We start from the raw sequence: 12,519 nt of genomic DNA, 5'->3' as shown, positions 1-12,519 counted from the left end.
GCGCCTCCCCCCCCCGACATCCCCCCGGTTCGCCGGGCCGCCATGGCCACCCCGTTCAAGCGAGACCCCCACAGTCCTGCCGTTTACCAGGAGCCCACGCCCCCCCACGACAAGGACAACCCGTTCACGTCCATGATGGAGCGGTTCGACGTGGCGGCGGAGCTGCTGCGGCTCGACCCCGGGCTCTACGAAGTGCTGCGCTCGCCCTCGCGCATCCACATCACCAGCATCCCCGTCGTCATGGACGACGGCACGCTCAAGGTCTTCGAGGGCTACCGCGTGATCCACTCCGAGGTGCTCGGGCCCTCGAAGGGCGGCATCCGCTTCGCGCCCGACGTCCACGTCGACGAGGTCAAGGCGCTCGCGGCCTGGATGACCTGGAAGTGCGCCGTCGTCGGCGTCCCGTTCGGCGGGGCCAAGGGCGGCGTCGCCTGCGACCCGTCGACGATGTCGGCCGGCGAGGTCGAGCGGCTGACGCGCCGCTACACGGCGAACCTGCTCGACGTGTTCGGCCCGGACAAGGACATCCCGGCCCCGGACATGAACACCAACGAGCAGGTGATGGCCTGGCTGCTCGACACGTACTCGATGCACGCCAAGCGGACCGAGACGGCCGTCGTGACGGGCAAGCCGCTCCTCATCGGCGGCTCCGAGGGCCGCCGCGAGGCGACCGGCCGGGGCGTCATGACGACGACGATCGGCGCGATGAACCGGCTCGGCCTTAAGCCCGCCCAGTCGACGGTCGCCGTCCAGGGCTTCGGGAACGTCGGCTCGGTCGCCGCGCAGCTGCTGCGCGAGCAGGGCTGCAAGATCGTCGCGGTCTCCGACGTCTCCGGCGGCTACTACAACGCCGACGGGATCGACATCGACGCGGCCATCGCCTACGCCGACGAGCACAACCGCTCGCTCAAGGGCTTCCCCGGCGCCGAGGAGATCTCGAACGCCGAGCTGCTCGCGCTCGACGTCGACGTGCTGGCGCCGTGCGCCAAGGAGAACCAGATCACGGCCGAGAACGCCCACGAGGTCAAGGCCAAGATCGTGGCCGAGGGCGCCAACGGCCCGACGACGCCGGGCGCCGACACCATCTTGAACGAGAACGGCGTGCTCGTCATCCCGGACATCCTGGCGAACGCGGGCGGCGTGACGGTTTCGTACTTCGAGTGGGTCCAGGACCGCCAGGGCTACTTCTGGAGCAAGGACCGCGTCAACCGCCGGCTCGACCGGATGATGCGGGCGGCCTTCGACCGCGTCTACGACGCCGCCGAGAAGTACGACACGTCGATGCGCATCGGCGCCTACGTGATCGCCATCGAGAAGGTGGCCGGGGCGCTCAAGCTGCGCGGCATCTACGCCTAAGCCGATGGACGACGGACCTCGGACGACGGACCCCGGGTTGCCCGCGCGGCGCCCAGACCCGTCGTCCGTCGTCCGTCGTCTGTCGTCGGGACTCTGGCGCCTCCCCCGCCTCGCCCTCGTCGGCGTCGTCCGGCTGTACCAGGGCGCGGTCTCGCCCTGGCTCCCGGCGACGTGCCGGTACTCGCCGACGTGCTCGCAGTACGCCGTGCTGGCGCTCCGGAAGTACGGGGCGCTGAAGGGGTCCATCCTCGCGGTCTGGCGGATCCTCCGGTGCAACCCGTGGGGCGGGCACGGGCACGACCCGCCCCGCTGGTTTGGCGAGCCCGCGCCCGGAACGGAACGGACGGGCTGAGGGTCTGACTGGCCCCTTCCCCAGGCCCATGTCCGCCGACGCCCACCGACTCCTCTCCCGCGACATGCCGGTCGGCTGCGCCGTCATCACGGTCTCCGACACGCGGACCGAGGAGACGGACGCCAGTGGCAAGGCGCTCGCCGACGGGCTCCGCGCGGCGGGCCACACGCTCGAGTTCTACCGCATCGTCCCCGACGACCCCGAGGCCATCCGCGCCGTGCTCCTCCACCTCGCCGGCCGCGTCGAGGTCGTCGTCACGACGGGCGGCACCGGCATCGGCCGCCGCGACCGGACCGTGGAGGTCGCCGAGCGCCTCATCCAGAAGCGACTCCCCGGCTTCGGCGAGCTGTTCCGGATGCTGTCGTTCCAGGAGGTCGGCGCGGCGGCGATGCTGTCGCGCGCGACGGCCGGCGTCTACGGGCACGAGGACGGCCCGCCGGAGACGCTCCTCTTCTGCTGCCCCGGCGCCGTCGACGCCGTCCGGCTGGCGCTCGACCGGCTCTTGCTGCCCGAGCTCCAGCACCTGGTGTGCGAGATCGTCCGCCAGCCGGCCGAGCGGCCCTCGCCGGCGCCGGAATTTCCGATCGACCCGGCCGCGGCTCGCGTCTAGCGGCGGCCGGCCAACCGACGAGCGGCCACCCCCGACTCGGAAGTGGCCGCTCGCGGCATTCGTGGGGGCCGCCTAGTTCTTCCGCTTGCGGCGGTTGACGCGGTTCGCCATCGCCCGGTCGGCCTGGTCGGTCTGGGGCAGGCCGTCGCGCGAGACCTCGCCGTACCAGCACGCGAGCGCCAGCGCGAGCGACACGTCCTCGTGGTCGCCGAGGTCGACGGTGGCGCCGGTGTCGGCGGCGACGCGGCCCTGGTTCTCCATCGCCGCGATACGCATGGCCGTGGCCTCGTCGGGGCTGAGCGGCGCGTCGATCACCTCGGTCGACACGTTCGCCGCGTTCCCGGACTGCTCGATGACGGCGCGCGAGGGACCGGAGCCGGCGACCGACGTGCCGGCCAGCGTGGTCGAGGCGCCGTCCTCGCTCGCGTCGATGTCGCCGTCGCCGTTGCGGTCGGAGTCGGGCGCGGCGGCCTCGAGGTCGGCGGCGGCGTACATCGCCTCGACCGCCTCGCTGGCCGCGTCGATCGAGCCGGGCGCGTCGACGGCGCCGGCGCGGTAGAGCCCCTCGAACGTGTCGACCAGGACCTGCGCCGAGACGTCGTGCGCGTCGTTGTTGCCGGACCCGACGTGGACGGCGACGGCGCTCGGGCCGACGGCGTGGATCGCGTCGGCCGCCTTCTGCCCGCCCGTCGTGACGACCGTCGTCTGGCCGGCGTACTGCCGCTCGGAGTTCAGCGCCTTCAGGACGGACTGGATGGGGTCGTCGCCCGAGACCCGGCGGAGGTCGCGGACGGCGTACGTCGGGCCGTCCATGACCTCGACGAGGGCGTACGCGCGGGGCGTGGCGTTGGGGGCGTGGACGGCGCAGAGGAAGCGGGCCATGAGTGGGGGGTTGGAGAAAGGGCCCGTGCTACCGGCCCCCCTGCGCCGCCGTTCCGCCCGCCCCGCGGGCCGAGGCCCAGATCAGTTGTCCCGCGCCCGCGCCTCGCGCAGCGCGACGGGCGGCGAGGGCTGCCCGGCCACGCGGTACCCCGCCAGCGCCCGGCCCTCGACGAAGACCACGAGCGCCGAGGACCGGGGGTCGTAGGTCTCCAGCTGGCAGGCCTCCCACCCGTCGAAGTCGGCCTCGGTCGCGCCGGGCAGGCGGTGGATCTGGGTCGTGTAGAGGAGGCGCTCCGGCTCGAACGGCGCCGGTCGGAACCAGCGGGCTCCTCTGGCGCGAATCAGCGCGACCGCCCCGGCGCCGTGGCGGGCGAAGCCCTCGAACGCCGCCGCCGAGAGCTCGGGCCAGTGGTCGGCGAGAAAGGCGCGGTGGGCCTCGGCCCGGGCCCGACGGCGGCGCGAGCGGGCCGGCGCCGAGGTGATGGTGACGAGCCCGCGGGGGGTCGCGAGCGACACGGACGGGTCGGGAGGGGCGGGGCGGGGCACGGCGCGGATCGAGGGGGACGGCGGCGGTCGCACGCCACGCGATCCCGCACGCCCGGTTCCGGACCGCCCCGAGCCCCGGGCGTCCCCTGACGGATCTACCTTCGGCCTTCGCTTCTCCCCTCTCCCCGACCCCATGCCCCGCTACGCCACCATCGACGACGTCATCGCCTCGTACCCCGCCCGCTTCAACGCCGACAAGGCCAAGGGCATGGACGACACGGTCCACATGAACCTCACCGGCGACGACCCGCGCGACGTCACCATCGTCGTCAAGGACGGCACGCTCGACGTGACCGAGGGCGCGGCGCCCCAGGACCCCACGCTGACGCTGACGGCGAAGACCGAGGACTGGCTGGCGATCGAGAACGGCGAGCTCAACCCGATGATGGCGATGATGACGGGCAAGGCCAAGATGAAGGGCTCCGTGCCGTTCGCGACCAAGTTCATGGGCTTGTTCGGCTTCGGCGGCTAGCCCCGGTGGGGCCGCTCGTCTCGGTCGACCACGCCCGCCGCACCGTGCTCGGGCTGGCCCAGCGCCTGGGCGCCGAGTCGGTCCCCCTCGCCGACGCCGTCGGCCGGACGCTGGCGGCCGCCGTGACGGGCGGGCCGCTCCCCCCGTTCGCCGCCTCAGCGATGGACGGCTACGCCGTGCGCGCCGCCGACGGCACGGCCGCGCGCCCGGTCTCCGGCGACGCCCGGGCCGGGTCCGCGCCGGCCCCGCTGCCGCCCGGCACAGCGATGTGGATCACGACCGGCGCCCCGATTCCGTCGGGCGCCGACGCCGTCGTGCCCGTCGAGCGGACGACGCGCGAGGGCGACGCGGTGCGCCTCGACGCCGAGCCGCAAGCGGGTCAGTTCATCCGCCCCGAGGGCAGCGCGCTCGCCGCCGGATCCGTCGTGCTCGCGCAAGGCGCCGTCGTCACGCCGGGCGCCCTCGCCCTGCTGGCGGGCGCAGGCGCCGCGACGGTGGCCGTGGCCCGCGAGCCCCGCGTCGCCGTGCTGGCGACGGGCGACGAAGTCGTGCCGGCCGGGACGCCGCTCGCGCCGGGCCAGATCTGGGACGCCAACGGGCCCGGCCTGGCGGCGCAAGCGGTCGCCGCGGGCGGCGCCGTCGTGGGGCCGTTTCGCACGGGCGACACGCTCGGCGCGCTGTCGGACGCGATCGAGCGCTGCGCGTCGGCCGACGTGCTGGTCTTCGCGGGCGGCGTGTCGATGGGCGACCGCGACTTGGTGCGAGAGGCCGTCGAGGCGGCCGGGGGCGAGTGGCGCGTGTGGGGCGTCCGCCAGCGCCCCGGCAAGCCGCTCGCCGTCGGCGTGCTCGGCGGGCGGCCCGTCCTGGGGTTGCCTGGCAACCCGGTCAGCGCGGCCGTCTGCTTCGAGGTCTACGCGCGCCCCTTGCTGGCGGCGATGCTGGGGCGGGACGCCAACCCCGAGTTCGAGCCCGCCGTGCTGACGGCACCGTTTCCCAAAGCCGCCGGACTGTACACCTTCGCCCGGGCCATCGCGAGCCGAGACGCCGACGGGCAGCTCGCCCTCTCCCCCGCTGGCGCGCAGGACTCGCACGTCGCGCGGTCGCTGGCGGCGTCCGACGGGCTCGCGCACCTGCCGGCCGAGTGGGCCGACGCGCCGGCCGGCGCCGTCGTACGCTTCGAGCGGTGGCCGTGGTGATGGCCCCCCGGCTTGATTCATTCCAATAACGGACCAACCCTCCTGCCCCCATGCTTCTCCGCACCGTTCGGATGACCTTTGCTCCCGCCCACCTCGACACGTTTCTGGCGCTCTTCCGAGAGGCCCGGCCCCGGATCGCGGCGGCGCCCGGGTGCCGCCACCTCGAGCTCTGGCAGGACGCCCGCTACCCGAACGTCCTGACGACGTTCAGCACGTGGGACGACGAGGAGGCCCTCAACGCGTATCGCCGCTCCGACCTCTTTATGACGACGTGGGCCAAGACGAGCCCCCTGTTCGCGACCTCGGCGCAGGCGCGGAGCCAGCACGTCGTGGAGCTGTAGCGGACACCCAGTTCGCGGAGCCCGACGTCGGCGCTCGCGTCGTGCAATTCGGCCCCGCCCCCGCCGTTCGCGAGCGGTCCCCGCCTAGCTTGCCGCATGACCGTCCCCGAACTCATCGCGTCCATCCGGCAGCGCCTGCGCGCGGCGCGTCGGCGACTGACGGGCGCGGCGGTCGCCCGCGGGCTCGCGGTGACGCTCGGCATCGTCGGGGCCGCCGTGGCGCTCGCGCTCGCCGTCGAGGGCGCGGTATGGATGGGCGTCGGGCTGCGGACCGCCGTGTTTTGGGTCATCGCCGCCACGCTCGCAACGCTCGTCGTGGCGGGCGTGATCGTGCCCCTGCTACGCGGCTGGGGCGTGCTCCCGGGCTTGGACGAGCGCGCTGTCGTGCGCCGGACCGGGCAGGACTTCGCGGGCGTCGACGACCGGCTGGCGACGTTTTTGGATCTCGCGGATGGGCGCGACGCCGCGGGCGACGGACCATTGCGGGCAGCTGCCGTCGAAACGCTGGGGCGCGAGGTGGCGGCGGTGCCCTTCGAGAAGGTCCGGGCGTTCGGCCCCGCGCGCGACGCCGCGCGGTGGGCACTGATCCCCCTCGCGGCGCTGGCGCTGCTGTTCGTCGTGTGGCCGAGCACGATGACCGCCGCGGCCGGCCGGCTGCTGGCGCCCGGCGAGTACTTCGCCCCGCCCGCCCCCTTCCGCATCGACGTGACGCCCGGCGACACCGAGGTCACGCGCGGCGCGAGCGTCCAGCTGAGCGCCCGCGCCGTGGGCACGAGCCTGCCCCTCACGGCGACCGTCGAGATCGGCCGCGCCGACGAGCGGGCGACCGAGACGGTCCGCCTGCAGGCCGAGGCCGGCGCCTTCGCGCACGCCGTCGACGCCGTCCGCGCGGACCTGCGCTACCGCTTTTTGGCCGACGGCGTCCGGACGCCGTGGTACACCATCGCCGCCGTCGACCGGCCGCTGGTCCGCGGCGTCCGGGTGACGCTCGTCCCGCCGGGCTACAGCGGGCGCCGCTCGCAGACGCTGCCCGAGGGCGTCGGCGACGCGACGGGGCTGGCGGGGACGACGGTCCGCGTCCAGGTGCAGCATGGCGGGCCCGCGCCCGAGACGGGGTGGCTCGACGTCGTCTGGGAGGACGGTCGGCGCCAACGCGTGCCGCTCCGCGTCGCCAGCGAGGCCGCGCTCGGCCAGTTCCGCCTACGCGGCGCGGGCACGTACACGGTCCACCTCCGCGCGGCGGGCGGGCTCGAAAACGCAGACCCGGCGCGCTACCGGCTCGGCGCGCTGTCCGACGGCCCGCCCCAGATCGTGATGGTCGAGGGGGCCGACGGCGCGCTCGGGCCGGGCGCCCGCCGGCTCGGCTTCCGCATCACCGACGACTTCGGCTTCCGGGGCGGCCGGCTCGTCTACCGCCTCACACGCGACGGCGTCGCCAGCCAGCCGCGCGCCGTCTCGCTCCCCGTCCGCACCCGGCCGCTCGACCAGGACGTTGACCTCGACTGGCGCCTCCCCGGCGCGCGCGCCGGCGACGTGGTCGAGCTCTTCGGCGAGGTGACCGACAACAGCCCCGCGGCCGCTCGCGCCCGGACCCCGCTCGTCACGCTCCACTTCCCCTCCCTCGCCGACCGCCTCGACGACCTCGACGCCCGCCGCGACTCGGCCGCCCAAACCCTCGACGACCTCGACGAGGAGGCCGAGGAGTCGCGCGAGCGGTTCGAGCGCCTGCGCCGGCAGTTGCGCGAAAACGTGGAACCGGACTGGGAGGACCGCCGCCAGGTCGAGGAGCTCCTGCGCCGCCAGGACGCCATGCGCGAGCAGTCGGAGTCGCTCAAGGAGCAGATGCGCCAGCTCAGCGAGCAGGCCGAAGACGCCGGGCTCGGCGACGACCTGCGCCGCCAGTTCCAAGAGATGCAGGACGTGCTCGAACAGCTCAACACGCCCGAGATGCGCGACGCGCTCCAGCGCTTGCAGGACGCGATGGAGGAGCTCGACCTGCGCGAGATGCTCGAACAGACCGAGGAGGCCGCGATGAGCGCCGAGGAGTTCGAGCGCCGCCTGGAGCGGACGATGGAGCTCATGAAGCGCCTGGAGGCGGCCGTTGAGATGGAGGAGATCGCCCAGCGCGCCGAGGACCTCGCCGAGACCGAGGAGCAGCTGGCGCAAGAGACTGCGAAGCTGGACGAGTCCGACGACGCGGATACTGGTGACGAGGGCGACGACGGCGACTCTGAAACGGGCGACTCCGGAGAACCGAAAACGGCCGAGCAACTGGCGGCCGAACAGCGCGCGGCGGCCGAGCAGGCCGAGCAGCTGCAGGAGCAGTTGGATGCGCTCCGCGAGCAGATGGAGGAGATCCGCAACGCGCCGACGGACGCCGTCGAGGAGATGCAGCAGCAGATGGGCGAGGACGGCGGGCTCCCCCAGCAGATGGAGGAGAACGCCGAGCAGCTCGAGTACGGCGAGACGCAGGACGCCCAGCAGGGCCAGCAGGACATGGCCAAGCAGCTCCGCCAGATGGCGGGCCGGATGCGCGAGTCGAGCCAGCAGATGCAGGGCCGGCAGCGCCAGATCGACCAGGCCGCCCTGCGGCGCTCGCTCGAGGACGTGCTCACCATCTCGCGCGACCAGGAGGCCCTCGCGGGCCGGACGGCCGCGCTCCCCGGCGAGAGCCCCGCGCTCGTCGCCGCCGCCCGCCAGCAGGGCGAGCTCCGCGACGCGCTCCGGACGGTCGTCGACACGCTGCGACGCGTGGCGCAGACGGTCCCCCAGCTCGGCCCGCAGATCGACGAGCGCGCCCAGAACGGGCGCCGCGAGATGGACCAGGCCATCGAGACGTTGGTCGCGCGGCGGGCCCCGCAGGCGGCGGGCAACCAGCGCGCGGCGATGTCGCACCTCAACGAGCTGGCGCTCTTGCTCGCGGACGTGCTCGACAAGCTCCAGAGCCAGTCGCAGCAGAGCGGGCAGGGGTCGGGCAGCGGGCAGGGCTCAGGCGGCGCCGGCGGCACCTCGCAGCAGATGCAGCAGCTCGGCCGCGCCCAGCAGCAGCTCAACCAGCGCATCCAGCAGATGCTCAACGACACCGCCGGCGAGCGGCTCTCGCCCGACGGCCAGGCCCGCCAGCGGCAGATGGCGGAGCAGCAGGAGGCCATCCGCCGCCAGCTCCAGCGCACCCTCGACGGCGCCGGCGGCACGGGCGGGCTCGATGAGCAGTCCCGGAGCGCGCTCCAGCGCGTCGAGGAGGAGATGCGCGAGGCCGCTGCCCAGCTCCGGCGCGGCGGGCTCGACCCGCGCACGGCGCCGCGCCAGCAGAACATCCTGGAAAAGCTGCTCGACGCCGAGCGGTCGGTCAACCAGCGGGGCCGCGAAGAAAAGCGCGAGGGCGAGACGGGCCAGCGCCGCACGCCCCCGCCCGCCACGGCGCCCCGCACCACGCGCCCGCCCGACCGCGTCCGCGCCGACCTCATCCGCGCGCTCGAGTCCGGCTACGCGCCGGACTACCAGGACCTCATCAAGCGCTACTTCGAGCGCCTCCAGGCGCGGACGCAGCGCTGAGTTCGGTTGCCCGCGCGCCCGTCGCCGCCAGCGCCCTTCCCCACGCCGTCAATCCCAGGCAGGTGTCGCTCTAAACCTCACCCGCCGTCATTCCCGCGAAGGCGGGAATCCAGAATGGTGGCGATTGCTCGCGAGCCGGTTGCCCCGCTTGCGGACAGCGTCGGCAGGATGGATCCGAACCAGGAGGGAATCCCTGGACTCTGGGTTGGCTGGCGCCTTCCCTAGCGGGGGCCTGCGTGCGCGGGAATGACGGCAGTGAGGTACGGAGAGAGCGGATCGGCAGCCTGCATCTACGACCTGCTGGCGGAGCGGGACCGGCGGCGGACGCCCCACTCGTGGCGCTACGACCGGATCTCGATGTCGCCGTACGTCACGACCCCTTGCGTGCCGTCAAGCAGCACGAGCCGGTACAGGCCGGGGACGCCGAGCGCGATCTGATTCGCGCTGATCGAGAACGTGTAGAAGCCGGCTTGCGCGGCGCCGGGCTGCTCCGAGCCCGGGTCGCGGATCGGGACGAGGTCGAGCGCGCCCGTCCGCGGATCGCGCACCAGCACGACCACGCGCAGCCCGCCCGGGACACCCTGCGAGTCGACGGGGAACGTGATCGCCTGGCCAAAGCGCACGGGGTTCGGGCCGGGCAGCGCCAGCAGGGACACGCGGTTCCGGAAGGCCGGGCCGATCCGCCAGTCGTTCGCGTCGCGCGAGCTGACGGAGCCGTCCTCCTCGACGCGCGTGATGCCGGCGACGGGCGAGAGCAGGGCCTCGTCTTCGAACAGGCGTTGGGCCTCGGCGTCGCCCGAGTCGCACCCGGCGACGGCGAACACGAGGAGGGCGAGGGCGAGCGGGCGTAGCATGGGGACACGATGAGAGACGCCCCCAACGCCGCGACCCCGCCCGCCGTGCCCGCGCTCGCGGCGGACGCGCTCGCAGTGTCACTCGGTGGTCGCCCCGTGCTCCGGGACCTGACGTTTTCGGTCCGCACGGGCGAGCGCGTCGCCGTGGTCGGCCCCAACGGCGCGGGCAAGACGACGTTGCTGCGCGCCGCCGCCGGATTGATCCCCCACACCGGAGCGCTGGCGCTGGCGGGCCGCGCGGTCGCCGAGTGGCCGCCCCGCGAGCGCGCCCGCGCCGTCGCCCTCGTCCGCCAGCAGGCGGACCTCGTCGTCGACTTCACCGCCGCCGACATCGTCGGGCTCGGCCGCGCGCCGCACCTCGGGTGGACCGAGCGGCTCGGCGACGCCGACCGGCTCGCCGTCGCGGCCGCCCTGGAGGCGGTCGACTTGAGAGCCCTCGCGGGGCGCCCCGTCACCCAACTGTCGGGCGGCGAGCAGCAGCGCGTCGCGCTCGCGCAAGCCCTCGCCCAGGACGCGCCGCTCTTCCTGCTCGACGAGCCCACGGCCCACCTCGACGTGCGCCACCAGCTCGACCTGCTCGGCCGCCTCTCCAGTCTCGCCGCGACGGGCCGCACGATTGTCGCCGCGCTCCACGACCTCGAGCGCGCCGCCGCCTTCGCCGACCGCCTGCTCGTGCTCGCCGACGGCCGCCTGGTCGCCGACGGGCCGCCCCGCGAGGTGCTCACCCCGGATCTGCTGCGCCGCGCCTTCGGCGTCGAGGCCGAGGTGACGCCCGACGGCGCGGGCGTGCGCATCCGCTACCTCGCCGTCGCGCGCTGAGGAGCCGCGACGCGGGCACGGCGTTGTGACGGCGATCCCCCTATCCCAGAAAATGAAGGTCTACACCCGCACCGGCGACGACGGCACGACCGCCCTCTTCGGCGGCGGCCGCGTCGCCAAGAGCCACCCCCGCATCTCGGCCTACGGCACCGTCGACGAGGCGAACGCCGCGCTCGGCCTGGCGCGCGCGGCCCTGCCCACCGACCGCTCCGACGCCGACGACCGCACCGACGCCCTGCTGGCGCGGCTCCAGAACGAGCTGTTCGTGCTCGGCGGCGACCTCGCCTCGCCCGGCGACGTGACGTACCCCGTGCCCCGCATCGAGGCCGAGCACGTGACCGGGCTCGAAGCCGAGATCGACGCGCTGACCGCCGACCTCCCGCCGTTGAAAAACTTCGTGCTCCCCGGCGGCACCCCGACCGCCGCGGCCTTGCACCTCGGCCGGACCGTCTCCCGCCGCGCCGAGCGGCTCGTGGTCGAGACCGCCGCGCTCGAAGAGGTCTCGCTCGAGGCGATCCACTACCTCAACCGGCTCTCCGACCTGCTGTTCACGCTCGCGCGCTGGGTGAACCTCCAGGCCGGCGTCGCCGAGCCCGTGTGGGCGCCGGTCGCGGAGCGGTAGCGCGGCGCGCGGGGCACGCCTTCACTGCACGAGCAGGGCCACCAGGCACCCTCACCAGAACCGGGTGAAATCCGAGCCGGATCTCAGGGGATCGCCTCGACCGGCAACGGGTACCCTCGCCTAGTCCCCCCCGCCATGTCCAGCGACACGCCCGTCTACGATCTCGCCGAAGAAGTCGCCAGCGCGGTCACGCACGGGCTGGGCGTGCTCTTGAGCATCGGGGCCGGCGCTGTCCTCGTCACGCTCGCGGCCCAGTCGGGCGACGTCTGGACGCTCGTCGGCGCCTCGGTCTTCGTCGGGACGATGGTCCTGCTCTACGCGGCCTCGACGCTGTACCACGCCATCCCGTTCGAGAACGCGCGTCGCAAGCTGCGGACGTTCGACCACTGCGCCATTTACGGGCTTATCGCGGGGACGTACACGCCATTCCTGCTCGGCGGCCTGCGCGGGCCGTGGGGCTGGACCCTCTTCGCGACCGTCTGGGCGCTCGCGGCTGCGGGGATCGTGTTCAAGCTGTACTTCACAGGCCGCTTCAACAAGCTCTCGACCCTCGTCTACCTCGTCATGGGCTGGCTGATCGTCGTCGCGACGGGCCCGATGCGCGAGGCCCTGCCGGGCACGACGCTCGCGTGGCTGGTGGCGGGCGGGCTGGCGTACACGCTCGGCACCGTCTTCTACCTCTCGCGCCGCCGCTACGCGCACGCCGTGTGGCACGGGTTCGTGCTGGCGGGGAGCGTCTGCCACTTCGCCGCCGTCCTCTTGGAGGTCCTGCGCGTCAGCGCGTAGACGCGGTTCCGGGCCGGGCGGGACCTCTCAGTGAAGGCGCGCGCGCCGGGGGGTTTCCGCGAGCGTTCACCGGAACGGCGCGCAAAGGGGACATTGCGGGCGGCGGGCGCCCCTAGGCTTGGGTGTCC

13 protein-coding genes are annotated in these 12,519 nt (G+C 74.0%); 10 read left to right on the top strand and 3 right to left on the bottom strand.

Annotated features, from left to right (window positions below):
* The first annotated feature begins 42 nt into the window (after positions 1-42).
* Genes ACLIRP_RS05055 through ACLIRP_RS05045 form a run of 3 tightly spaced genes read left to right on the top strand, consistent with a single transcriptional unit; the run spans position 43 to position 2,318 of the window.
* A complete protein-coding gene (locus ACLIRP_RS05055; RefSeq protein ID WP_412062871.1) occupies positions 43-1,356 on the top strand; it encodes a Glu/Leu/Phe/Val family dehydrogenase in 1,314 nt (437 codons plus the stop codon).
* A 4-nt stretch (positions 1,357-1,360) separates the two neighbouring features.
* Positions 1,361-1,708, top strand: coding sequence for a membrane protein insertion efficiency factor YidD (gene yidD, locus ACLIRP_RS05050; protein ID WP_412062870.1), 348 nt, complete (start codon positions 1,361-1,363; stop codon positions 1,706-1,708).
* 28 nt (positions 1,709-1,736) lie between these two features.
* Entirely contained in the window at positions 1,737-2,318 is a 582-nt protein-coding gene (locus ACLIRP_RS05045; RefSeq protein WP_412062869.1) for a molybdenum cofactor biosynthesis protein B, read from the top strand.
* Positions 2,319-2,390: 72 nt separating this feature from the next.
* On the opposite strand, the gene ACLIRP_RS05040 is transcribed toward ACLIRP_RS05045, so the two are convergent.
* On the bottom strand, positions 2,391-3,200 hold the full coding sequence (locus tag ACLIRP_RS05040; protein WP_412062868.1) for a hypothetical protein: 810 nt from the start codon (positions 3,198-3,200) through the stop codon (positions 2,391-2,393).
* A gap of 81 nt (positions 3,201-3,281) precedes the next feature.
* On the bottom strand, positions 3,282-3,746 hold the full coding sequence (locus tag ACLIRP_RS05035) for a hypothetical protein (protein ID WP_412062867.1): 465 nt from the start codon (positions 3,744-3,746) through the stop codon (positions 3,282-3,284).
* A 133-nt stretch (positions 3,747-3,879) separates the two neighbouring features.
* Between ACLIRP_RS05035 and ACLIRP_RS05030 the strand changes: the two genes are divergently transcribed.
* From ACLIRP_RS05030 to ACLIRP_RS05015, 4 genes are all read left to right on the top strand, one after another.
* The gene (locus tag ACLIRP_RS05030) at positions 3,880-4,218 is read left to right on the top strand and encodes an SCP2 sterol-binding domain-containing protein (protein WP_412062866.1); all 339 of its coding nucleotides are present in this window, start codon (positions 3,880-3,882) and stop codon (positions 4,216-4,218) included.
* A 5-nt stretch (positions 4,219-4,223) separates the two neighbouring features.
* Positions 4,224-5,414: a gephyrin-like molybdotransferase Glp gene (gene glp, locus ACLIRP_RS05025; RefSeq protein WP_412062865.1), complete on the top strand. Its 1,191-nt coding sequence runs from the start codon at positions 4,224-4,226 to the stop codon at positions 5,412-5,414.
* A gap of 50 nt (positions 5,415-5,464) precedes the next feature.
* Positions 5,465-5,755 (top strand): putative quinol monooxygenase, encoded by a 291-nt coding sequence (locus ACLIRP_RS05020; protein ID WP_412062864.1) that lies wholly within the window; start codon positions 5,465-5,467, stop codon positions 5,753-5,755.
* Between the two features lie 96 nt (positions 5,756-5,851).
* A complete protein-coding gene (locus ACLIRP_RS05015) occupies positions 5,852-9,310 on the top strand; it encodes a hypothetical protein (RefSeq protein ID WP_412062863.1) in 3,459 nt (1,152 codons plus the stop codon).
* Positions 9,311-9,651: 341 nt separating this feature from the next.
* Here the strand turns inward: ACLIRP_RS05015 and ACLIRP_RS05010 are convergent, their stop codons facing one another.
* The gene (locus ACLIRP_RS05010; protein ID WP_412062862.1) at positions 9,652-10,164 is read right to left on the bottom strand and encodes a hypothetical protein; all 513 of its coding nucleotides are present in this window, start codon (positions 10,162-10,164) and stop codon (positions 9,652-9,654) included.
* A 9-nt stretch (positions 10,165-10,173) separates the two neighbouring features.
* Here ACLIRP_RS05010 and ACLIRP_RS05005 point away from each other — a divergent pair, with 9 nt between their 5' ends.
* The 3 genes from ACLIRP_RS05005 to trhA all read left to right on the top strand — a co-directional run bounded on the left by ACLIRP_RS05005 (position 10,174) and on the right by trhA (position 12,391).
* Complete coding sequence (locus tag ACLIRP_RS05005) at positions 10,174-10,983, top strand: ABC transporter ATP-binding protein (RefSeq protein ID WP_412062861.1); 810 nt, start codon at positions 10,174-10,176, stop codon at positions 10,981-10,983.
* Positions 10,984-11,035: 52 nt separating this feature from the next.
* On the top strand, positions 11,036-11,605 hold the full coding sequence (locus tag ACLIRP_RS05000) for a cob(I)yrinic acid a,c-diamide adenosyltransferase (RefSeq protein WP_412062860.1): 570 nt from the start codon (positions 11,036-11,038) through the stop codon (positions 11,603-11,605).
* A 135-nt stretch (positions 11,606-11,740) separates the two neighbouring features.
* Positions 11,741-12,391, top strand: a complete 651-nt coding sequence (gene trhA, locus ACLIRP_RS04995) for a PAQR family membrane homeostasis protein TrhA (RefSeq protein WP_412062859.1) — start codon at positions 11,741-11,743, stop codon at positions 12,389-12,391.
* Positions 12,392-12,519: the final 128 nt, after the last annotated feature.

Origin of the sequence: Rubrivirga halophila (assembly GCF_046845755.1) — a bacterium.
Classification (GTDB): domain Bacteria; phylum Bacteroidota; class Rhodothermia; order Rhodothermales; family Rubricoccaceae; genus Rubrivirga.
Note: the sequence above shows the minus strand (reverse complement) of the source record. Positions and strands in the feature narration are given on the sequence as shown.